Origin of the sequence: Corallococcus sp. bb12-1, assembly GCF_026626765.1 — a bacterium.
GTDB lineage: Bacteria > Myxococcota > Myxococcia > Myxococcales > Myxococcaceae > Corallococcus > Corallococcus terminator.
On record NZ_JAPNJZ010000031.1, the window covers coordinates 160,413 to 182,147 of the forward strand.

General features: G+C 69.9%; 17 protein-coding genes. 6 read left to right on the forward strand and 11 right to left on the reverse strand.

Translation table 11 applies throughout. From position 1 onward, the window contains the following. The 6 genes from OV208_RS38100 to OV208_RS38125 all read right to left on the reverse strand — a co-directional run bounded on the left by OV208_RS38100 (nt 1) and on the right by OV208_RS38125 (nt 7,264). Nucleotides 1-804: a hypothetical protein gene (locus OV208_RS38100; RefSeq protein ID WP_267578864.1), complete on the reverse strand. Its 804-nt coding sequence runs from the start codon at nt 802-804 to the stop codon at nt 1-3. A gap of 102 nt (nt 805-906) precedes the next feature. Continuing rightward, nucleotides 907-2,001, reverse strand: a complete 1,095-nt coding sequence (locus OV208_RS38105; RefSeq protein ID WP_267578865.1) for a serine hydrolase domain-containing protein — start codon at nt 1,999-2,001, stop codon at nt 907-909. A 39-nt stretch (nt 2,002-2,040) separates the two neighbouring features. Then, on the reverse strand, nt 2,041-2,520 hold the full coding sequence (locus OV208_RS38110) for a hypothetical protein (protein WP_267578866.1): 480 nt from the start codon (nt 2,518-2,520) through the stop codon (nt 2,041-2,043). Nucleotides 2,521-2,694: 174 nt separating this feature from the next. Next, nucleotides 2,695-4,080 (reverse strand): sigma-54-dependent transcriptional regulator, encoded by a 1,386-nt coding sequence (locus OV208_RS38115; RefSeq protein WP_267578867.1) that lies wholly within the window; start codon nt 4,078-4,080, stop codon nt 2,695-2,697. After that, entirely contained in the window at nt 4,077-7,034 is a 2,958-nt protein-coding gene (locus OV208_RS38120; protein ID WP_267578868.1) for an ATP-binding protein, read from the reverse strand. The genes OV208_RS38115 and OV208_RS38120 overlap by 4 nt, the downstream gene beginning before the upstream one ends. Further along, nucleotides 7,031-7,264: a hypothetical protein gene (locus OV208_RS38125; RefSeq protein WP_267578869.1), complete on the reverse strand. Its 234-nt coding sequence runs from the start codon at nt 7,262-7,264 to the stop codon at nt 7,031-7,033. The genes OV208_RS38120 and OV208_RS38125 overlap by 4 nt, the downstream gene beginning before the upstream one ends. A 135-nt stretch (nt 7,265-7,399) precedes the next feature. On the opposite strand from OV208_RS38125, the gene OV208_RS38130 reads away from it, so the two are divergent. After that, complete coding sequence (locus tag OV208_RS38130) at nt 7,400-8,068, forward strand: ATPase, T2SS/T4P/T4SS family (RefSeq protein ID WP_267578870.1); 669 nt, start codon at nt 7,400-7,402, stop codon at nt 8,066-8,068. 12 nt (nt 8,069-8,080) lie between these two features. Here OV208_RS38130 and OV208_RS38135 read toward each other — a convergent pair whose 3' ends face one another. Next, on the reverse strand, nt 8,081-9,661 hold the full coding sequence (locus OV208_RS38135; RefSeq protein WP_267578871.1) for a sensor histidine kinase: 1,581 nt from the start codon (nt 9,659-9,661) through the stop codon (nt 8,081-8,083). 511 nt (nt 9,662-10,172) lie between these two features. Here OV208_RS38135 and OV208_RS38140 point away from each other — a divergent pair. Next, a complete protein-coding gene (locus tag OV208_RS38140; protein WP_267578872.1) occupies nt 10,173-13,022 on the forward strand; it encodes an Ig-like domain-containing protein in 2,850 nt (949 codons plus the stop codon). Between the two features lie 269 nt (nt 13,023-13,291). Beyond that, the gene (locus tag OV208_RS38145) at nt 13,292-13,849 is read left to right on the forward strand and encodes a hypothetical protein (RefSeq protein ID WP_267578873.1); all 558 of its coding nucleotides are present in this window, start codon (nt 13,292-13,294) and stop codon (nt 13,847-13,849) included. 691 nt (nt 13,850-14,540) lie between these two features. On the opposite strand, the gene OV208_RS38150 is transcribed toward OV208_RS38145, so the two are convergent. The 4 genes from OV208_RS38150 to OV208_RS38165 form a co-directional block, all read right to left on the reverse strand. Further along, nucleotides 14,541-16,052 (reverse strand): ABC transporter substrate-binding protein, encoded by a 1,512-nt coding sequence (locus tag OV208_RS38150; protein WP_267578874.1) that lies wholly within the window; start codon nt 16,050-16,052, stop codon nt 14,541-14,543. Nucleotides 16,053-16,617: 565 nt separating this feature from the next. Continuing rightward, the gene (locus OV208_RS38155) at nt 16,618-16,914 is read right to left on the reverse strand and encodes a hypothetical protein (protein ID WP_267578875.1); all 297 of its coding nucleotides are present in this window, start codon (nt 16,912-16,914) and stop codon (nt 16,618-16,620) included. Between the two features lie 249 nt (nt 16,915-17,163). Beyond that, entirely contained in the window at nt 17,164-17,625 is a 462-nt protein-coding gene (locus OV208_RS38160) for a hypothetical protein (protein ID WP_267578876.1), read from the reverse strand. Nucleotides 17,626-17,757: 132 nt separating this feature from the next. Beyond that, nucleotides 17,758-18,330 carry a dihydrofolate reductase family protein gene (locus OV208_RS38165; RefSeq protein WP_267578877.1) on the reverse strand — a complete coding sequence of 191 codons (573 nt, stop codon included), beginning with the start codon at nt 18,328-18,330 and terminating at the stop codon, nt 17,758-17,760. A 143-nt stretch (nt 18,331-18,473) separates the two neighbouring features. Here OV208_RS38165 and OV208_RS38170 point away from each other — a divergent pair, with 143 nt between their 5' ends. The 3 genes from OV208_RS38170 to OV208_RS38180 form a co-directional block, all read left to right on the forward strand. Beyond that, the gene (locus OV208_RS38170; protein ID WP_267578878.1) at nt 18,474-18,842 is read left to right on the forward strand and encodes a hypothetical protein; all 369 of its coding nucleotides are present in this window, start codon (nt 18,474-18,476) and stop codon (nt 18,840-18,842) included. Nucleotides 18,843-18,921: 79 nt separating this feature from the next. Then, the gene (locus OV208_RS38175; RefSeq protein ID WP_267578879.1) at nt 18,922-20,058 is read left to right on the forward strand and encodes a glycosyltransferase family 4 protein; all 1,137 of its coding nucleotides are present in this window, start codon (nt 18,922-18,924) and stop codon (nt 20,056-20,058) included. Between the two features lie 55 nt (nt 20,059-20,113). Then, nucleotides 20,114-21,735 (forward strand): asparagine synthase-related protein (locus tag OV208_RS38180; protein WP_267578880.1); only part of this gene is annotated, 1,622 nt, incomplete at its 3' end.

Consider the following 21,735-nt stretch of genomic DNA (forward strand, 5'->3'; position numbering starts at 1 on the left):
TCAGCGCAGCCCTTCCGTGGATGCCGAGACATGCGTGCGCGCGGGCGGCGTGGGTTCAGGCGGGAGGGAGTCGGGGACGGTGACGGGGTCCTGCCTGCCCAACAGCCAGGGCGTCTGGGCCTCGCCCCGGTGCTGGGCCCGGACGCAGCGCCACAGCTCGTTGGCGTAGGGCACGGCGAGCGTGGCGGCGATGGCGCCGAAGATGCCCTTCAGGTAGCCGCCTGACAGTCGCTCCTTCTTGAGCCGGATGCGCCACTTCCCCCTGCGGCCTCCCACGCCCCAGATGGCGAGGAACTGGTCCCAGTGCAGGCAGATCATCGACGACACCGCCATGAACGGGAGGATTTCGAGGAAGCTGTGCGTGTGTTGCTCGCGGGGCAGCACTTCTCGCTGGTGGTTCGTGGCGTAGCGCACATCCCAGAAGGCGGTGGCTTCGTGCACCAGCGAATGGCCCAGCATGATGGAGAGCGTCAGCGGGTTGATCTCCAGCAGGAGCCCCATCACCACGGGCACGCCGACCTCGGACATCATCAGGCAGTGGATCATCGACTCGCCGGCGCCGCTGGTGTGTTCGATGTCCGTCTTCTTGTGCCACACCCAGTCCACCACGCCGGGGATGAGCCATGCGGGCAGCATGAAGTAGAGCAGGAAGCGGCGCGTGGCCGTCTCCACGTCGGTGGCCTTCGGGGACAGGTTCATCCGGGGCCTGCGCAGGTAGCTGCGCGCGGTGCGCTCCACCTGCATCGCCCAGGCGCGCTGGCCCCAGGGTGAGACGACTGCGCGGAACATGGGTGTGCCGGCCATGCGGCCTCCTCGTCCTGTGCCCGGATGCGTGTCGTGTCGAAAGCTACGCACGCACCGGGGCAGGACAATGAGGGGCAGTCCGCCGGGCGAGCCCCGGAGGGCTCAGTCCGCCGCGTCCTCGTCGGACTGGATGCCCGCGTCCGCGTCTGGCGGCACCTCCGAGGTGTCGAGCCCCGCCGCTTCCAGGAGGATCTTCCGGCCCGTGGCGGGCAGGCTGAGACCGGTGGTCGGGTGCCCGTTGGTGAGGAGCACCACCGCCGCGGCGTGTCCAGGCAGGAAGCCCGCCCACGCCACGAAGCCGCCGTTGCCGCCGGCCTTGCTCACCACCTTCGCGCCAGCGCCCGCATCGGTGATGTACCAACCCAGGCCAATGGACTGACGGGCGGAGATGTCGAAGTGGGGCGTGTGCGCGAGCTTCATCGCGCGGTAGGTGAGCAGCGGCATGGAGGGGATGCGGAAGAGGTTGCCCTCCAGGAAGCGCAGCATGTCCGACGCGGTGGAGTTGAAGCCCACGCCCCGGTAGCCGATGCGCTTTCCCTTCGCCGTGTAGCCCTGCGCGATGCGTTCGGGACGGATGCCGGTGAGGTCCACGCGGGTGTCGCGCATCCCGAGCGGCTCCTGGAGGTCCGTGGCGAACATCTCCGGGTAGCTGCGCCGCGCGGCGAAGGTGGTGGTGAAGCCCTGCGTCACCTCGCTCACGTTGGAGTAGCTGTAGTGCGCTCCCACGCGCGTCTCCGGGTTGAAGCGCGTCCAGAAATCGAACATCGCGGGAGGTGGCACCTCGCCCCGGTACAACGCGCCCGCGGGGTGGCCGGGCACGTTGGCGGAGGGCATGCCCGCCGTCATGGTGCCCAGCGTCTGAGGCGTCACCTGCCGGATGACGGTCCCCTGCTGGCGGACCTCTCCCGGCAGGAAGCGGGTGATTTGATCCGTCAGCGCCAGCTTCCCCTCCACGATGCGCGCGGCGGCGAGCGTGTTGGTGAAGACCTTCTGCACGGAGCCGATGAGGAACAGCGTGTCCTCGGCCACCGGCTGGCGGGCTTCACGGTCCGACAGGCCCGCGACGTAGTGGGCGCGCACGTCTCCGACGGCCACCGCCGCCGACACGCCAATCTCCGTCTGGGTGCCCAGGTAGTCCTTCATGGCCGCCGCGACGAACTGCTTCAGCCGCGCGGGGTCCTGCGCTTCGGTCGGCATGGAATGGCTCCGGAAGAAGGGGGAGGCAGGCGTGGGCGCCTACGACTCGTAGAGGGAGATGTCGCAGCCATTGCTGGTCATCTGGATCTTCATGTCCTCGGAGGCGCCGTTGAGGAAGAAGTAGACGGTGGTGCCGTCGTCGGAGGCATCCAGGGTGCAGTAGAAGTTCTGCTTGCACGTCCAGATCTTCCCGTTGTCATCCTGGAACTGGACCCACCAGTAGTCGTGGCCAATGGCGCCGGTCCAGTAGATGGCCGAGAACGAAGAGCTGGTGGCGTTCTGCGCGAGCGACGGCCAGTTCCCCTGCTGCTGATAGCTGGGGTCGTTGTTGTAGCGGTGGCGCAGCGTCACGCCGCTGATGGCCGAGCCCCACTGGTTGACGACGACGCAGTTGGCGGTGCGCTCCGTGGACAGGGGGGCGCCACCCTTCGCGGCGGTGCGGGCCGTATCGGGACGCAGGCGGGTGTCGAAGCCGGACCGGGGCTGACCCTTCGAGTCAAGGTGGATGGAATTGCACATGGTGGGCTGCTCCTGGGGCACCGGGGGTTGGACTCATCCGGTGGATGCCAGGAGCCATGAGCAAGCGATGTGCCGCGCCTTGCTTCCCTCTGGGCGACCGTGAGGGACGGCGCCGTCGACGGGGTTCGACGCCCTTCGACGCGTCGAAACGCGTCGATGTCGACGCGTCGGAAGTCAGGCGCGGGTGCGCGGAATGCCCAGCCGCTGGCGCTTCTCCCAGAGTGTCTTGCGGCTGATGCCCAGCCTGCGCGCCAGCTCCGTCTCGCCCATGCGGTCCTGGTGCTCCAGCACGAAGCGGCGGAAGTACTCCTCCATCGAATCCGGCGAGCGCGGATCCTCTCCGGCGACGAGCGGCGCGAAGTCCAACTCTTCCATCGCGGCCGCGGGCACGTCCGTCGCCGCCGCACCCGGCAGCTCCAGCGCCAGCAGGTCCGGGGTGAGCAGCGGCCCGTCCGCGAGGATGACCGCGCGCTCGATGGCGTTCTCCAACTCGCGCACGTTGCCCGGCCACGGGTGCACGGCGATGGCCGCCAGGGCCTCCGGTGACAGCGACGCGGGCGCGCGCCCCAGGCGCCGGGTGGCCTTCTCCAGCAGGTGCTTCGCGAGCGCGGGCAGGTCCTCGCCACGCTCGCGCAGGGGCGGCAGGCGGATCTCCACCACGCGCAGGCGGAAGTAGAGGTCCTGGCGGAACAGCCCCTCCTGCACGCGGCGGGGCAGGTCGCGGTGCGTGGCGGCGAGGATGCGCACGTCCACCTTGCGCGAGCGCGTGGCGCCCACCCGCCGCACCTCGCCGTCCTGGAGCATGCGCAACAGGCGCGCCTGCGCGGGCGCGGGCAATTCTCCAATCTCATCCAGGAAGAGCGTCCCTCCGTGCGCGGCCTCCACCAGGCCCGCGTGCGCGGCCTGCGCTCCGGTGAAGGCTCCCTTCTCGTGGCCGAACAGCTCGCTCTCCAGCAGGCCCTCGGGGATGGCCGCGCAGTTGACCGCCACCATCGGGCCCTCCGCGCGCGGGCTCTGCGCGTGGACGGCGCGGGCCACCAACTCCTTGCCGGTGCCGGACTCGCCCAGCACCAACACGGTGGCGGAGGAGGAGGCCACCTTGCGCACGCGCTCGAACACGTCGCGCATCGCGGCGGAACTGCCCACCATGCCGCCGGGCGCCCACGTCTGTTCCACCTCGCGCTTGAGCGCGGCGTTCTGCCGGGTGAGCCGTCCTTCGCGCAGCACGCGCTCCACCTGGAGCAGGAGCTCGTCGTGGTCGAAGGGCTTCGCGATGTAGTCCACCGCGCCCAGCTTCATCGCGTCCACGGCGGACTTCACCGTGGCGTAGCTGGTCATGATGAGCACCGGCACGCCCGGACACAGGCCGATGATGTCCGTGCCCGGCGGCCCGGGCAGGCGCAGGTCGGAGATGACCAGGTCGAACGCGTCCAGCGCGTGCTCGGCCGCGGCCTCTGGGACGGCGCCGGCTTCCGCCACGTCGTGGCCCGCGCGGGTGAGCAGCCGCCGCAGCTCCGTGCGGATGATGGGTTCGTCCTCGATGACCAGGATGCGGCTCACGCGGAAGCCTCCGGGAGGTTCAGGGGCGCGCGGGGCAGGCTCACGGTGACGCGAGTTCCGCCCTCGACACGGCCTTCGATGCGCAGCGTGCCACCGTGCTCGCGCACAATGCCCTCCGCCAGCATCAGGCCCAGGCCGGTGCCTTCGCCGGGCTGCTTGGTGGTGAAGAAGGGTTCGAAGATGCGTTGCGACAACTCCGGGGCGATGCCGTGGCCCCGGTCCTCCACCTGGATGCGCACCTGATCTCCAGCGGCTTCCGCCAGGAGGTCCACCTGAGCACCCGTGGGCGACGCGTCGATGGCGTTGGTCAGGAGGTTCACCAGTACCTGCTCCAGCCGCTGCGCGTCGCCTCTCACGTCCAGCCCGTCCGGACTCTGGTGCGTGCACGCCACGTCGCGGCTCTTGCGCGACAGCCGCGCCAGCTGCGTGGCCTCCGCGAGCAGCGGGCCCACGGGAACGCGCGTGAAGGGCCGGGACTCACCGCCCACCGTGCCCGCGTGGCCGAAGCCCACGAGCGTCCGGACGATGGCGTCGATGCGGCGGCACTGCTGGAGGATGAGCCCCACGCGGTCGCGCACCGCCTCCGGGTCCTCCAGGTCGTACTTGAGGTTCTGCGTGAGGCTGGCGATGGCGGTGAGCGGGTTGCCAATCTCATGCGCCACGCCCGCGGCCACCCGGCCCAGCGACGCGAGCCGGTCCTGGTGCGCGAGCCGCGCGTCCACCGCCTTGCGCTCCGTCCAGTCCTCCACCAGGAGCGTCATGCCCTGCGCATCCCCCGCGCTGTCCCCGTCGGAAGGCGCCAGCCGCGAGCAGTGCACGCGCAGGATGCGCGTCTGGCCCGCCACCGGGACGCGCGCCTCGGTGTCGCTGGCCTGGGACGTGGCCACGTCTGAAAGCAGGGCGCCCCAGGGCTCCGGCAGGTGCGCAAGCGGGTGGCCTCGCGCCGCGTCCATGGGCACGCGCGACACCGCCTCCAGCGCCGCGTTCCAGATGACGACCTCTCCGTCCGGGCCCACCGTGCACACGCCCAGCGGCAGGTCCTCCAGGATGCGGTAGAGGTAGCGGCGCACGACCTCCAGTTCGCGCACCGGCCCGCGAATGTCCCGTGCGTCGCGCACCCGCTCCTCCACGAAGCGCAGCTGATCCGCCAGGGCGGTGCGCGCGCCGGGATCCAACCGCAGCGCTTCGCCTACCGCGAGCCGGGCCAGCACCGGACCGATGAGGCCGGACAGGTTGCGCTCCACGCCGTCGCGCAGGCGGCGCAGCTCCGCGGGCCGGCGCTCGTCCGGGGGCAACTCCAGGGCCTCGCGCGCGCGGTCCACCTCCGCCGCCGCCACCTGCGCGCCCAGCACCGGCTCCAACTGCCGGCGGAACTCGTCGGGGGAGCTGGCCGCCACGCTGCCCTCGGCGAGCCCCGGCGCCTCGCGCGCGCACACGCGGGCGGCCTCCTTCTCCTCCGCCGACTGGCGCGTCATCAGCGATACGGCAACGAAGCACAGCGCGTTGAGCCCCAGCGACGTGAACGTGGCGAAGCCCCACGGCTCCTCCGCGGAGAAGCCCAGCGCGACGGAGGCCTGGTTCGTCCACGCCACCACCGACGGCGGCTCCCACAGGGGCGCGACCAGCGTGGCCGTCCACGTCGCGGCCCCCGCGCCCAGCCCGGCGAGCAGGCCCGCGCGCGTCGCCTGGGGCCACAGCAGCAGGCCCAGCACGCCCGGCGCGAACTGCGCGGTCGCCACGAAGGACACGAGCCCCAGGTCCACGAGCCCCGTCGCCCGCGTGTCGATGAGCCGGTAGAAGCCGTAGCCCGCGAGGATGATGGCGGCGATGAGCACGCGCCGGGCCCAGAGCAGCCACCCGTAGAGGTCGTCCCGGCCGCGCGCGGTGCCCAATGGCAACACCAGGTGCGTCAGGCACATGGGCGCGAGCGCGAGCGTGGTGACGATGACCATCGCGCTCGCCGCGGACACGCCGCCCAGGAACGCGAGCAGCGCCACGGCCGTGGCCCCCTTCGCGGCGGGCACGGAGAGCACGTGGAAGTCCGCGGGCCAGGGCAGGCCCAGCGCCTCTCCGGACCACAGCAGCACCGGCACCGCCGCGTTGATGAGCAGCATCAACAGCGGGAAGGCCCACGCGACGGTGGCCAGGCCGTCGCGCTCGGGGGCTTCGGTGAAGGCCACGTGGTACTGGCGGGGCGTGAGGAAGGCGGCGACGACGGAGAGCACCAGCAGCGGGGCCCACGACGCGTCGCGCGCGGGGCGTTGCAGCGCCTCCACCGCTTCGGGGTGGAGGGTGAGCCAGTCCTGCAACCCGCCCACGCCACCAAAGACAGACACCACGCACCAGCCCGCGACGATGACGAGCGCCAACAGCTTCACGCCGGACTCGAAGGCGATGGCCAGCATCAGGCCTTCGTGACGCTCCCGCGGGGCGGGGTGGCGGGCGCCGAAGAGCAGCGAGAAGACCACCAGCACGCCGCAGAAGCCGGGGCCCACCAGCGCGGGGGACGCGGCGGGGCTCAGCAGGCGGGCGGACTCCACGACGGCGCGAATCTGGAGGGCCAGGTACGGCAGGCTCCCCGCCAGCGCGAACAGCGTCACCGCGGTGCCCGTCACCTGACCGGGGTAGCGGAACGCGAGCAGGTCCGCGAGCGACGTGAGTTGCAGCTCGCGCGTCAGCCGCAGCAGGGGCCGCCACAGCACGGGGGCCAGCAGGCATGCGAGCGTGAGGCCCAGGTAGATGCCCAGGTAGCGGAAGCCGTGGCGGGCCGCGTAGCCCACGCTGCCGAAGTAGGACCAGGACGTGGCGTACACGCCCAGGGCCAGCGCGTAGACGAGCGGGTGCTGGGTGATGCGGGCCGGGATGCGGCCCCTTTCGGCCGCGTAGGCCACCAGGAACAGCACGCCCAGATAGGCGACGGAGGCGACGACGAGCGGGCCCAGGCCCAGCGTCATGGGCGCAGGCTCCGGTGCGCCACCCAGCCGCCCAGGGCGATGACGCCCAGCCACACGACGAAGGGGAGGTAGGCGGGCGCGCCTTCCGCCAGCCACAGTCGCCGCAGCGGCGAGCCGAACAGCAGCACCGCGACGGCGAACACCAGCAGCGACGGCATGGCGGGAGGTTCCGCGGGAGGCCGCGACATGGGCACGAGGATAACAGCCCCGTCGGGCGTGAGGGGGGCCATGATAAGCCGCCTGCCCATGGCTCCCCCGGAAGTGCCCCCCTTCACCGAGCTGTCCCAGTTCACGCTCGACCGCGAATCACTTCGGCTGCTGCCGGAGTCCTTCTGCCGCCGCCTGGCGTCGCGGTGATGGGGTGGGTGGACTCGACGAAGGAGCAGGCTCCGGTGACGGTGGCGATGCTGAATCCGGACGACCTGTCCGTGCGCTACCACATCGCGGACTTCCTGCGCCGTCCGGTGCAGCCGGTGCGGCTGAACCAATACGAAATCGACACCGCGCTGGAGGTGGGTTTCGGCGCGGGCTCCCACGTCACGGTGGACGTGGTGCTGCGTCCGGGCACGCCCCTGTCGCAGAAGCCCACGCCCGTGGAATTGGTGAACCACGTGCTGACGCGGGCGGTGGAGCAGAACGCGTCCGACATCCACCTGGAGAGCTACCCGGACGACGTGGACCTGCGCTACCGCGTCGACGGCATCCTGCATCAGGCATACACGGACATCTCCCCGGACTCCCTGCCGGAGGTGGTGGGCCGCATCAAGGTGATGGCCGGGCTGGACATCTCCGAGCGGCGCAGGCCGCAGGACGGCCGGCTTCGCGCGCTCTACCACGGGGAGGCGGGGCCCAAGTCGGTGGACTTCCGCGTGAACGTGGCGCCGTCGCCGTCGGGCGAGGACGTGGTCATCCGCCTGCTCGACGTCGCGGTGGGCAAGGTGGCGGCGGGCGTCACCACGCTGCATGAGCTGACGCGCGTGGTGCCATACCGCTACCTCGTCACGGCGCGCGAGGATCGCGGTACGGCGGGCTGACAGCGACGGCGTTCAGTCCAGCTTCGCGTCCAGGCCCGACGGCAGCAGCACGGTGAACGCGGAGCCCTGCCCGAGCGTGCTCCGGACCTGGACGATGCCGCCGTGGGCTTCGACGATCTGCTGGGTGATGAAGAGGCCCAGCCCCAGCCCCCCGTAGTTGCGCTCGGACACCGCGCGCACGAAGCGGTCGAAGACGCGGGGCTGATGCTCCGGCGCGATGCCGATGCCTTCGTCCTGCACGGTGAGGAGGGCCAGCCCCGAGTCCATGCGCACGTGGACGCGGATGGGCTTTCCCGCGCCGTACTTGAGCGCGTTGGTGAGCAGGTTGGTCAGCACCTGCTCCATCCGGACCCGGTCCCAGTTGCCGGGCAGGGGGGCCGGCGCCTCCAGGTTCACCGTGGAGCCCGCCTGGAGGGCCTGCGGCGTGTAGCGCACCACCACCTCCCGCGCGAGCGCGGTCAGGTCCATGGGCGTCCGGTCCAGGCGCAGCTGGCCCATGCTGATGCGTGAGACATCCAGCAGGTCCTCGATGAGGTCCGCGAGCTTGCGGACCTGTCGGCGCGCGACGTCCAGGTCCCGGACCAGGCGCCCCACGGGCAGGGTGGCCTCCGGGTGGTTCTCCACGACGCGCAGCAGGGACGTCAGCTTCAGTTGCAGCGGCGTCAGCGGCGTCTTCAGCTCATGGGAGGCGACGGACAGGAACTCGTCCCGGGCGAGCACGGCGTCCCGCAGCATCTCCAGCTCGCGCCGCTCCTGGGTCTGCTTGTGCTGCGTGAAGTCGCGCGTCACCTTGGCGAAGCCCCGCAGCGTCCCTTGTGGGTCATACAGCGCGGTGATGACGACGCTGGCCCAGAAGCGGCTGCCATCCTTGCGGATCCGCCAGGCTTCTTCCTCGAAGCGCCCCTCCTCCGCCGCCACCTGGAGGGCCCGTTGGGGCTTGCCCCGGGCCACGTCCTCCGGGGGATAGAAGCGGCCGAAGTACTGGCCGAGGATCTCCTCGGCCCGGTAGTTCTTGATGCGCTCGGCCCCCGCGTTCCAGGTGCTGACCCGGCCTTCGGGGTCGAGCATGTAGATGGCGTAGTCCTGGATGCTTTCAATCAGCAGCCGGAAGCGCTCCTCGCTCTGGAGCAGGCGCTCCTGGGCCAGCTTGCGCTCCGTGAAGTCGCGCGTCACCTTGCCGAAGCCCCGCAGGGTCCCCTGCTCGTCGCGCAGCGCGGTGATGACGACGCTGGCCCAGAAGCGGCTTCCGTCCTTGCGCAGCCGCCACCCCTCCTCCTCGAAGCGGCCCTCCCGGGTGACGAGCTCCAGCTCCGCCTGGGGCTTGCCCCGGGCCACGTCCTCGGCGGGGTAGAAGCGGCTGAAGTGCTGCCCGAGGCTCTCCTCGGCCCGGTAGCCCTTGATGCGCTCGGCCCCCGCATTCCAACTGGCGACGCGCCCCTCCAAGTCCAGGGTCAGGATGGCGTAGTCCCTGACGTTGTCGATGAGCAGGCGCAACTGGGCGTCCGCGTCGGCGGTGTTGTGACGGGTGACGTAGGTGATGCCTCCGCTGCCCGGGGATTCGGGCTCGAGGCGGTCATCCTGGGGGCTTCGCATGGTTCGAAGCCTAAACCCTTCCGGGGGGCGATTCGGCGGTGTCGCACGGCAGGTTCGGCCGCCGGACACTCCCGCCTGGGCGTCATGCACCCAGGCGGGCGGGGGCTTGGGACATGCGTGCCTGCCACCGCTCGCCCTCGCGGTCCGTGATCAGGGGCCCATGCCGCGGAGGGCCCTCCCGTTCCCGAAGGTGATGGGATTGGGAATTGATGCGACCGGTGTGACAGCGCTGTAGCGATTCGGTGTTGTGAGTCTTGGATGACTCCGGATGGGTCGATGATTGCTTGCAACACCATGGAATGGCTGTCTTTGGGTGCCCTGGACAATTTACTTGAATACTGTTTATTCTGACCTGGCACGTCCTTCGCGGGGCGCAACCTTCCAGGTCAGACACAAGTGCCGGAACACCGGGGCGCGGGATGCAAGCGCGCGGGTGGCTGGCCTGCGTGTGCCCTGGGGGCCCGGCTCCTCGCGTCTGGTCCGTGCTCACCCACTACCCCGGACGCATTCCATGTCACCTGTCGTCACCCGTTCGTCGCCCCGTTGGGCGGCGTGCGTCGCCGTGTTCGCGGCGCTGCTGCTGTCAGGCTTGAGCCTGCCGGCGGCCGCGGCCACCAACACGGAGGCCACGCAGAAGGCCATCCACTTCCTGAGCTCCGACGTGGCCAACTGGACCACGTCGCAGAACTGCATCGCGTGTCACCGCCAGGGCGCGGCGGTGTTCGGTCTGTCGAGCGCCAAGGCCAATGGCTACAACATGGCCCAGGTCACCTCCAACGGCCGCACCATCCAGGCCAACCTGGACCTGCTGGGCGCGCGCATCAAGGCGGACCAGCAGCCTTCGGGAGTTTGGCTGCACTCCTCTCCCCCCTACCCGAACTCGAAGACGAGCTGGGCGTCCTTTGGCCTGGCGGGCTTCGACCAGTACGTGTCCACGCAGTACAGCAACTCGCTGGTGATGGCGGCCAACTGGGCCCTGACCACGCAGCAGGCGAGCGGAAGGTGGGTGGAGGACCACAACAGCTTCCCCGTGAACTACGGCAACGTCTCCCTGACGTCGCGCTTCCTCGTCGTCCTGGCGCAGGCGAAGCAGCGAGTGGACCCCGCGAAGGCGGCGCAATACCAGGCGGCCATCGACAAGGCGGCGGCCTTTCTTCGCGCCAACCTCAACAACAACGACACGTCCTACGCCGGTGACGGCATGCCGTACACGTTCCAGAAGTCGTGGGTCATCGTGGGGCTGAAGGCCGCGGGTCCGGGCACGGACGGTGTGAACACCGCCGCCATCACCACCCTGGCCAACCAGTTGACGGCGATGGCGCCGGTGGGCGGCCAGGGCTGGGGCGACCTCCCCGCGAACGCGTCCAACGACTTCGCCACGGGCATCGGCGTGTATGCGCTGTGCCTGGCGGGCAAGCAGCCCGCGGACAACACGCGGTTGTTCAACGCCATTGAATGGCTGAAGTCGCGGCAGGCGGCGGACGGCAGTTGGGGCTCGGGCACGGCGACGCCGGACATCCCGACGACGTTCGCGTCGCTGGGTCTCGCGTGCTTCGGTGACTTCAGCGTGGAGGTGTCCGTGGTGGGCGCGGACACGAAGATGTTCTCCACCTACGACCCGGCCATCCAGGAGACGACCTACACGTTCAAGGTGAAGAACCACGGCTATCAGGCGGACACGTACACGCTCGGCGTGGCGGGTGGCCTCCCCGGCTGGACGGCCACGCTGAGCCGGCCCACGGTGTTCCTGGCCTCCAACGCGGAGACGACGGTGACGCTCACCGTGCGCGCTCCGGCGAACCTGCTGCCCTCGCTCCTGTCGGATGTCACGGTGACGGCCGCCTCCGGTGGCGCGCCGGGCGTCTCCGCCTCCGCGCGCGTGCGCACGTATACCCCGCCGCTTCCTCCGGTGACGGGTCGCGCGACGACCACCAGCATCCTGACCCCTGCCGCGAACGCGCAGGTGACCATTGGCCAGGCGACGCTGCTGTCGGCCCGGGTGGTGGATGCGACGAACGTCCTGGTGAAGGGTCCCCTGAAGGGCGTCGTGACGTTCTTCGTGGCCGGTGTCGCCATTGGCGCGGATGCCGACGCGGATGGCGACGGCGTGTTCTCCCTGCCGTGGAGCCTCTCCACGGACACGTGGACCGTCACCGGCGCGCAGGACTACCGCGCGGTGTACTCGGGCGTGACGCTGGAGACGCCGCCGAACCTGCTGGGCAGCACCGCATCCCAGACGCTGGTCATCAACGCGTACCCGTACACCCCGCCGGACATCGTCATCGGAAACCAGCCCGCGTTCATCCGGGAGACGACGCTGTCCGTGTGGGGCTTCGTGCGGCCGGCCACCAACGGCGCGGTCATCACCTACGCGGCGTTCATCGTGAACGGCGGGGCGCCGGTGGTCGTGATTCCCGAGGCGAGCGGTGGTCTGGTGTTCACCACGGTGGAGCTGGTGGAAGGTCCGAACATCATCCAGCTCACGGGCCGCGACAGCCTGGGCGGCATCACCACGAAGCAGATCAACCTCACGGTGGACCGCATCCCGCCGGTCATCACCATCCAGTCGCCGGTGCAGGGCCAGGTGGTGGGCACGGCCATCGTGAATGTCACCAGCCAGATTGATGAGCAGACGCCGACCCGCGTGGAGACGCAGTGGGTGAACACCACGCTGCTGGAGTTCGGCACCGGCACGGTGACGCACCCGGTGAGCATGCCCAACTTCGGCGAGCAGGGCATCCTGGTGCGCGCCACGGATTCGGCGGGCAACGTGACGGAGGCCGTGGTGCACGTGTTCGTGGACGCCGGCACCCCCACGGTGACGACGGATCCGGCGGACGGTGTGACGTTCGGCCCTCGCGCCAACCACACGCTGCCGTACACGATTCGCGTGTCCTCCATGTCCGCGACCACCGTGAAGATGGGCAGCCAGACGTTCCAGCTGCCGCGCGGCGGCGGGGAGATCCAGACGTCCGTGGTGCTGGCGTCGGGCGTGAACACGCTCACCATCGACGTGACGAACGAGGCAGGCCGCAGCGTCCGCACGACGCGCACCGTGCGCTATGACACGCAGGCGCCCACGGCCACGCTCCTCACGCCGGTGCCCAACGGCACGGCCAGCGGCATCATCACCCTGTCGGCCCGGGTGACGGATGCGCTGAGCAGCATCAAGAACGTGGCGTTCACGCGGGACGGGTCCGGCATCCGCGCCGGCACGCTCCAGCCGAACGGGACGTGGACCGCGGAGCTGGACACCCGCGAGCTGCTGGATGGGACGCACACCGTGGATGTCTGGATGACCGACGCGGTGGACAACTTCGTCATCCAGAGCTTCAGCTTCACCGTGAAGAACAACCCCTGAGCCACTGACAGGAATTGATGTTTGAAGAAGCGGGGCGGCAGGTCTTCACGGACCTGCCGCCCCGTTGTCTTTCGCCTCGGGGTTGCCTGGGCGTCCACTGCCTGTGGACCGGTAGCCCGGGCGGCTACAGCCCACGCCGGGTTGCGCACCCCGCGCGGGAGTGGCGGTGCTGGCGGCACGGGACGTGCTCAGTGCCGCCGTCGCTGAAGCCCGAACGCCCGAGTGCCGGCGGCGTCCCGGGCATGCGCTCCCTCCGGCAGGGTGCTCCCATGAACGCGTCCCGTTTTCTCGCAGGCCTTCTCTTCTCGTTGACCCTGCTCGTCGGCGCCGAGGCTTCCGCGCAGAGCTGCACGACCCTGGTGAACTCCCAGTTCAACTGGGTGCAGCAGGGCGGCGGCTATTACATCAATGTGACGGGCGTTTCGTTGAAGCCGGCCACGGGCTCGGTGGGCGCGGTGGCTTCGTACATCTCCGCCAGCTTGAGCAGCTATGTGCCCGCGAGCTTCTATCTCAATCCCGTCACGGGGGTCCTGACGCGGGTCCCCGCCCGCCTCACCAGCCCCGCCAGCAGTGGCCGCCAGACCTTCAATGACCGGAGCTATTACTCCACCCAGGGAGGTGTCTCGCGCTGGCAGAACTTCTCCGCCTTCGCCCAGGACAACGTCCAACTGGAGCTGGATGACACCGGAAAACTGACCCTCATTCTCAACACCTGGGGCAACGGCCGGGTCGTCCTCACGTCGCCCACGTGCACGGGCAACGTGATGAGCGGCTTCAATGGAACCGCGCTGCATGCCTTCACCTTCGAGCAGTTCTACCTGGGCTGAGCCCCGGATACCCTCCTCGCGTCCCGAAGGGTGGGGTCTCCACTCCCACCCCGCGTGTCGCGGTGGGGCGCACCGCCCGGCGGCCCGCCGCTCAAGCCGCCTGTGGGAGCGGCGGGTCCGAAGGGTGCGCGCAAAGGAGGCTGGAGAAGGTGCGAGCGGGGTCGGACCCGTCGGCACCGGAGAGGGTGTCCTGAGCCAGGGAGAGGACGTCCGCGATGCTGACGGTGAGCTTGGAGCGATACCAGGGTCGTGGCGGCAAACCGAGATGCTTCAAGTCGGTGTGCACGCGCAATTGCCCGCCTGGTTCGACGACGACAACCGCTGCCACCCGCACCGTGGGCTCAAGATGAAGTCACCCCTCGAGTTCCGTACTGCAAACTCTCAACCCTGAGCTGTCCGATTTGACCGGGGCAACTCCAGCCGGCCGGGCCCACTGCAATACCTCGAAGAGTGAGTACAAATGGGGAGCGGCCATCGGTGGTGGTCCTGCGTGAGCGGGAGAAAAGTCTTGGCGGACTCTTCTTCAGCTGCACCCGATGGCCGCATCTCCCTACCCCCGTCCGCTCATCCCCTCGCCTCCCTGCCTTGCTCCCAGCAGAATGGCGAAAGTCGAGTCAGAGCCTCACTGAAGCGATGCGGCTCGTGAGGAAGAGAGGGAGCGGGCTCCCTCTCCCTCCCAGGACTTCAGCGCCTACGGGCTGAACATGCCGGTGAGCACGCTGGCGCGGCCCCGAGGCAGCGAGCGCTTGAACGGGCTCATCGCCAGGTCCGAGCCGGGCTGGTACCAGCTCTGGATCTCCGCGAAGTACGTCTGGCCCGCCTGCAGCACGTTCGGGGGCAGGTACACGCTCTGGAGATCCGTGTGCAGTACCGCCACGCGTGTCGCGGTGGTGGAACCGTTGCTCGTGCCCAGCCGGTAGATGTTCACCACGTAGTTCGTGGCCGTGCCGATCAGCGGCTTCGACCAGCGCAGCGAGGCGTCGGCCCCCACGCCCGTGAGGTCCTGGAACGCGCCGCGCGTGTTAACCTGGGGCGCCTGCACCGGACCGACGAGGGGCTGCACGGGCGCGGCGGTGAACGCGCTCGCCTCCTGATCCACGCGGATGTCCACGCTCATGATGTAGGGCGTCGCGGTGCCCAGCGCGTAGCTCTTCGTGAAGCCCGCGGCGGCGAGCGCCACCTTCTGCCACGTCGCCGGGAGCGGGTTGTTGTAGGTCATGCTCCCCGTGACGATGTCGGTCCGCTGCGTGTCAGGATTGAGCTTCACGAGCAGTGGCTGCCCGCTGATGGACGCGAGCGCCGAGCTCAGCGCGGCCGGCCGGGCGGACATCCAGATCTCGTTGTACGTGCTGACCGCGCCCGGGTTCACCTGGGTGCGAATGGCTTCGAAGGCCGAGCGTCTCCAGTCCACCGCGAAGGTGCCTGTCGCGACGGGCTGGGTGAAGGTTCCGCTGACGGTGACGGGCTGGCCCTCCACCTGCGTCATGCTCGTGTCGAGCACCTTGTGCATCGCGCGGTAGGGCACTCCATTCGCGCTCGTCTGCAACCGCATCTGCGCCAGTGAGAACACATCCCCGCGACCGCTGTCGAGCAGCACCGGGTTGAGCATGTCGGCGTAATTGAAGCTCAGCCCGGAGAGCGACGTGGCGCCCGCCAGGGGGAACCCCGTGACGCCGCCGTTGATGTAGCCGAACGCGCCCGGGTTCAACGAATACACCTCCAGGTAGTCCCCCGACTGCCAGGGAGACAGGCCGGTGGCGGACACCGTCACGAGGGTGGGCAGCGAGACGAAGGTGCCATCGCGGCCCCACTCCGTGGAGCCCAGGTCGAACGCGCGGCCGGTGCTCACCAGGTAGCGCGAGCCCAGCTTCAGGTAGATGCGGCCGGAAGGGACGTTCGGCACGGAGAGGGTGCCGTCCGCGGAGCCCGTGCCCGGATAGGCCGTGAACGCCCCGGTCGTTGAATCCCGCGTGTATGCCACCACCGACGTGGCGGACTGGTTATAGGGCTTCGTCTCGTTGCCCGACGTGGCGACGAAGGTGACCGGGCTGGTACCGGTGACCTGGGTGATCAGGCCTTGGGTGGCCTGGGAGGTCGCATCCTCCGACACGGAGGAGTCCACCGCCTCGGCCTCGTCGAGACCCGCGCAGCCGACCCCTGTCATGCCGACCAAAAGCCCGAGGGAAATCAATGACATGTTCATTGTGGAGGCAACCCTTTCGGCGACGCCCAGAATGGCGCCGCGCAGGGAGATTCATACCGGATCGGTCTGACATTTCCGGGGGCGCTTCGATTTCAAATTTCCCCTCGGGGCTGTGAAAGCAAACGCGCTTGTCGGCAGGTGAGCCCGGCAACGGACTCCGTGCTGACTGGCGCCGTCCGCCTGGTGACCGCGGTCACCGCCGGGGGGCTGGAGCGCGTTGCGTGGTGCCATCCCCTCGCTGAGAAATCCACGGCTTGCCAAGGCCCGCCTGGGCGGCATGCATCCGCTTCCGGTTGACTCCTACAGCTGGAGTTTGAGTCGCGCTCCTCGGGCCCGAGAGTGACATGGCATGGCGACGGCCTGGTGGTGGCGTCGAGGGCCGTCAGTGAAGGCCGTGCCGAGCGAGAAATGCGCGCAGCGGCCATCGGCGGTGGTCCTGCGTGAGCGGGAGAAAAGTCTTGGCGGACTCTTCTTCAGCCGCACCCGATGGCCGCATCTACCTACCCCCGTCCGCTCATCCCCTCGCCTCACTGCCTTGCTCCCCAGCAGAATGGCGAAAGTCGAGTCAGAGGCCGTCGGTGTAGCAACAGCCCGTGGTGCGATCGTAGCCGCCACCGGCGAGCGGATACCCGATGAAGCCCAGCTCCTCGCCGGCGCCGCAGTCCGACCGGGCGCGTGCATAGCGCAGGCAGGTGCCATGCCCCGAGCCGGTCAGGTCCACGCAGGCGCCGCGGGCGCCCTCGGTGCCGCAGAACTCGGCGAAGCCCAGACTGCACGTCTCCCCGATGAGCGCCGGGTCGAAGGCGAAGCCGATGGGCTCCAGCACGGACTGTCCGATGCACAGGCCATGGACGCCGCACACCGTGCCGCCCCGGGCAGCCGGGGACGGCCGCCATCGGGTCGCACGTGGCCAGACACTGCCGCGCCTGCGTGAACAGGTCCGTACAGGCGAAGCCCTGCGCGCAGTCCGTCGTCGCCAGCCCGCTGGAGGTCGGCGCCGCCGTGTACGTGCACGCCTCGCCCTGCGCCTTGGTGCCCGTGGCCTGCTCCAGCGTGCCATCGTCGGCCAGGTAGTTCGTGGCCACGCAGGACAGGCCGGGCAGGTTCGCCGTCAGCGAGCCCTGTCGCGGGTCGCACCCGCCCGCGCGCACCGTGTTCCAGGTCGCGAAGCGGATCCACTTGCACTCCCCGCCAGGAACCACCGCGCTGCCCCGGTAGGCGCGCTGAGCGGCGGCGCGTTCACCGACTCGCGCAGCGTCACGTTGGAGAGCGCGCCCACCGTCTGCTGCGGTGACACCTTGAGCGCCAGCAGCAGCGAGCCCGTGTCCGCGACGAACAGCTTCTGCCCCGCCGTGCCCGCGTCCTGATAACCGAAGACGCACTGCTCGCACGTGAAGAGGTTGGCGCCGCCGCTGGCCAGGTCATGCAGGCCAGGGGCCGTGTTCACGTCCAGCCGGATGTTCGCGGTGTCCGCCACCGCCGGATCCCCGAACGCGCTGAAGGTGCCCAGAGAGGTCGGCTGCGCCCCGTACTTCACGGGCGTCACCTGGATGCCATTCGCCAGCGCACCCATTTGGATTACGCGAAGACGTCTGGGAATCACAAATCAATTCGACGTCACACTTCCATCCATTTCGTTTGAGATGGGAATGGCATGGATTCTCATCTGGCGATTCTCAATGTCGCGAAAGCGGGACGTGGTTTTTCACGGGGCGCGGCGCACGTAGTTCAGGAAGACGACGCCGCTCTGGACGGCGCGTGACCCGGTGAGTTGGAGCCGGTGGGGCGCGAAGCCCGCGTCGATGAGTTTGATGCCCGAGCCGGCGATGACGGGATTGAGCTTGATGACATACGCGTCGATCTCCGGAAGGAGCTCCGCCGCGAGCGCTCCGCCGCCGCACAGCCAGATGCCCAACCCGTCCCGGGCCTTCAGTTCGCGCACGGTTTCGAGCGGGGTGCGGGAGAGCCTGACCCCGGGGTCTGGGCTCTGGGTGAGGGTGCGCGAGAACACGTAATGCTCCAGGTGGGGATAGGCATTGGTGACGCCCGCGTCCAGGCCCACCTGATAGGTGTGCCGGCCCTCCAGGACCGTGTCGAAGTGCTGCCCGGGACCGGAGAGGCCCCGGACCGCGCGGTAGCCGGCGGGGAGCGTCTCCGGATACTCGGCGGCGATCGCGTCGAGGTAGTCCGGCTCCATGGCGAAGAAGTCGAAGGTGCCGTGCGGGGACGCGATGAAGCCATCGAGGGTGCTGGCGACGTAATAGGTGAGTTTTCGCATGCGGGGATTGCCTCCTGTCCGTCTGGACTACCTCACCCCGAGGGTGTGCGGAGTGCTCGTCGCGCCGGAGGTCCGGCGCGCCTGCTAGAACCGGACATCCGACCCCATGGCGGGGCGCGGCGCTGGATGCGGGAGGCAGGGCCATGCGGGTGCTGGGGTTCGTGGGAGGAATGGCGACAGGGGTGGTCCTGACGCTCATCACCGGGGTCGCGCTCTGGGTGCATGACACTGCACCCCTGCGGCCGCGGGTCGAGGTCCGCGTGGAGAACCACACCGGCCAGGATGTGCAGGAGGTCCGCCTGGAGCATGCGAATGGGGAGGTCGTCCACCGCCTGCTGCTCAAGGGGGAGTCGCTTGCCCTGTCCTACGTGTCCCGGGGTGATTCGTCGTACAAGCTCATCGCCATCCTGGAGGATGGCCGGCGGTTGACGGGCGGCGCCGGCTACATCGAGGGCGGGGCGCGGACCCGGGAGGTGCTGGAGCCGGAGCGGGTGGTTTCCTCCGACCCGTGACGTCTGTCGTTGCGCGGCCAAGGCCCGTCCTGGCGCGTGCGGCGAAAGGCATGTCAGCGGTGATCCGTATCCTCGCCGCATGTCCATCCTTGAAGGACTGCCCACGGTTTGCATGGGCATGTTGTCCACCAGTGGAGGCTCCTCCATCGCGGCGCTCAGCCTGGGCGCGGCGCTGAAGCAGGAGGGGCTCGCGGTCCGCTACCTGCATTGTGATCCGCAGGGCGCGCGTCCGGACGACACGCGGGTGCTCTCCCCGGAGCGAGCGCTGCGGGCGGCGCACAGCCTGGACGTGGACGCGGCCTTCACCAGTCCCCTGGAGGTGTGCGAACAGCTCCTGCGCCTCCACGACACGGCGCCCTTCGGGTTGCTGCACCTGCACAACCTCCAGGTCTTCGGCCTGCCCGCCTACTTCCTGCGAAGGCTGCGGGGCGTGCCGTACGTGGTGACGTTCCATGGCTCGGACGTGCTCAATGAGGCGCTGCTCGGGACGCGGCCGGAGGTCACCCGCGAGGTGCTGCGGGACGCGGCGGCGGTGACGTGCGTCTCGCGCTACCTGGCGGACGCGCTGGCGCACCGGCTGCCGGAGCTGCCCTCGGCGGACGTCGTCCACAACTTCCTCCGGCCGGAGCTGCGGCGCCCCTGGGCTCCGGGGGCGGAACAGACGGACCGATTCCTCCACGTGTCGTCCCTCCGGCCGGTGAAGCGGCCGGAGCTGTTGCTGGCGGCCTTCGCCCGGCTGCACGCCCTCCGTCCCCACGCCACCCTGCGGCTGGTCACCACCCACCGGGGGGCCCTGCGGGCCCGGGAACTGTTGGCGTCCTACCCGCTGCGCGACGCCGTCACCGTGCTGGTGGGCGAGGACGACACGGAGGTCCTGGCGCGCGAATACCAGCAGGCCACGGCGCTGGTGCTCACCTCGCGGTTCGAGTCCTTCGGGCTGGTCATGTTGGAGGCGCTCGCGCACGGCCTGCCGGTGGTGGCCCCCGCAGTGGGCGGCATCCCGGAGGTGCTGGGGACGGACTGGCCGCTGCTCGTCCGGGGAGACACGGCCAACCCGGAGGCCTACGCGGACCGGATGGCCCAGGTGGCGGATGGCACGGTGAAGCCCCTGCTGCGCGAGCGGGCCGAGGGGGTGCTCGCGCGCTTCGATGGCTCGCGGCAGGTGGCGGACTACGTGCGTGTCTACGCGCGAGCCCTGTCGGCGGGGTCGGCATGAAGGCGGACGGACGCGGTGGGCCCCGGGGTTCGTCCCACGGCCGAGGAGACGGTGCATGCCAGGGCTGACGGGGGTGGTGGGGCCGGAGGCGGGAGCCCTGCTGGAGCGGATGGAGGCCCGGCTGTATCCGGTGGAGGGGCAGGGGGCCCGGCGCGGCGCGGGGCCGGGGTTCGCGTTCGCGCTTCGGGGCACGGGGGGGCTCCGGGAGGGCGCGGGCGTGTGTCTGGCCTTCGAGGGACACGTGCTGGGCCGGCCGGCCGGGGACGAGGTCGTGGCGGATGCGTTGCTCGACGCGTTCCTTGAACGGGGGGAGCGGTTCCTGGACGGGTGGGACGGTTCGTTCCAGGTGTTCGTGCGCACGCCGGAGGCGACGTACCTCTTCATGGACCCCACCGCGTCGCGCCGGTGGTTCTTCCGGTGCGGGCCGTGGGGGCTGGCGTTCTCCCCGGAGGTGGCGCCGCTGCGGACGCTGGCCCCTGCCCCGGTGGACGGCGCGAACCTGGCGCAGTTCCTGGTGGGAGGGCGCTTCTTCGCGGGGCACACGCTGCTGGCGGAGGTCTTCCAACTGCTGCCCGGGGAGCACCTGGTGCATCGCGATGGCCGTGTCGAGCGGCGGCGCACGGGTTCGGACACCGTGCGCCAGGACCCTGGTCTGTTCGACGTGAAGGCGACGTTGACGCGATGGGAGACGGCCCTGGAGCGCGCCATCCTCCAGCGGTGGACGCAGGCCCGCGCGCCCGCGCTGCTGCTGACCGGAGGATGGGATTCGCGCTTCCTCTTCCACACGGTGGCGAGGCACGTGGCGGACACGTCGCGGCTGTGCACCGTGACGTGGGGACACGACCTGCGGCGGGAGGGGTCGGACGCGAGGGTGGCGTACGACATCGCGAGGCGCTTCGGCACGCGACACGTGGAGTTGAAGCGGAGCGTGGGGCAGGTCCCGGAGACGTTCGCCGCGATGTTCCAGGCGCAGTCCGGCATGACGGAGCTGTCCTTCGGTCACGCGGACGAGCTGACGCTGTGCCAGCGGTTGGCGGAACGGCACGGCGTGGGTTCGCTGTTCCGGGGGGACGAGTGTTTCGGGCCCACGGGGTGGAGTGCCACGACGGTGGGCGGGGTGCTGGCGCGGTTGTCATTGCCCTTCACGGAGGACGTCGCGGGGCGGGAGCGGTGGCTGGTGGGCGGTGGCGAAGAGGCGTGGGCGGCGCGCGAGCAGCAGGTGCGCCAGAGGGTGGCGGCGGCTCCGGAGGGATTGGAGGCGCTCCGGGACACGCTGTACTTCCGGGAGCGGGTGCCCTCGTTCCTGCACCACCTCAACTACTTCAAGGCGCACCGGCTGGAGGTGTTCAACCCGCTGATGGACCGCGAGGTGCTGGCGCTGTCACGGGCCCTGCCCGCGGCGTGGCGCACCGACAAACGGCTGTTCAAGGACTGCTACCGGCGACAGTTCGCGGCGCACCTGGACATCCCATTCGCTGACACGAGCAACGGCGTGGACTGGGGCCGGATGTTGCGGCGCTCGCCCCGGGTGGTCGCGTTCCTGCGTTCAGGGTTGGAGGCGCTGCCTTCGCCGCTGGTCCCGGAGGTCTTCGTGGAGGCATTGGAGGGATTGCTGCGGGCAGCTCCGACCGGGGCGGCGGTGCCCGGGAGCTACCGGGTGGCGCCCGAGCAGTTGGT

Excerpts from the sequence above, each read along its gene's own strand:
- OV208_RS38105 (WP_267578865.1), bottom strand. The coding sequence starts at position 2,001 with ATGCCGACCGAAGCGCAGGACCCCGCGCGGCTGAAGCAGTTCGTCGCG.
- OV208_RS38145 (WP_267578873.1), top strand. The coding sequence starts at position 13,292 with ATGAACGCGTCCCGTTTTCTCGCAGGCCTTCTCTTCTCGTTGACCCTG.
- OV208_RS38150 (WP_267578874.1), bottom strand. The coding sequence starts at position 16,052 with ATGAACATGTCATTGATTTCCCTCGGGCTTTTGGTCGGCATGACAGGG.
- OV208_RS38140 (WP_267578872.1), top strand. The coding sequence starts at position 10,173 with ATGTCACCTGTCGTCACCCGTTCGTCGCCCCGTTGGGCGGCGTGCGTC.
- OV208_RS38135 (WP_267578871.1), bottom strand. The coding sequence starts at position 9,661 with ATGCGAAGCCCCCAGGATGACCGCCTCGAGCCCGAATCCCCGGGCAGC.
- OV208_RS38165 (WP_267578877.1), bottom strand. The coding sequence starts at position 18,330 with ATGCGAAAACTCACCTATTACGTCGCCAGCACCCTCGATGGCTTCATC.
- OV208_RS38120 (WP_267578868.1), bottom strand. The coding sequence starts at position 7,034 with ATGACGCTGGGCCTGGGCCCGCTCGTCGTCGCCTCCGTCGCCTATCTG.
- OV208_RS38125 (WP_267578869.1), bottom strand. The coding sequence starts at position 7,264 with ATGGCCCCCCTCACGCCCGACGGGGCTGTTATCCTCGTGCCCATGTCG.
- OV208_RS38110 (WP_267578866.1), bottom strand. The coding sequence starts at position 2,520 with ATGTGCAATTCCATCCACCTTGACTCGAAGGGTCAGCCCCGGTCCGGC.
- OV208_RS38100 (WP_267578864.1), bottom strand. The coding sequence starts at position 804 with ATGGCCGGCACACCCATGTTCCGCGCAGTCGTCTCACCCTGGGGCCAG.
- OV208_RS38160 (WP_267578876.1), bottom strand. The coding sequence starts at position 17,625 with ATGGGTGCGCTGGCGAATGGCATCCAGGTGACGCCCGTGAAGTACGGG.
- OV208_RS38170 (WP_267578878.1), top strand. The coding sequence starts at position 18,474 with ATGCGGGTGCTGGGGTTCGTGGGAGGAATGGCGACAGGGGTGGTCCTG.
- OV208_RS38175 (WP_267578879.1), top strand. The coding sequence starts at position 18,922 with ATGTCCATCCTTGAAGGACTGCCCACGGTTTGCATGGGCATGTTGTCC.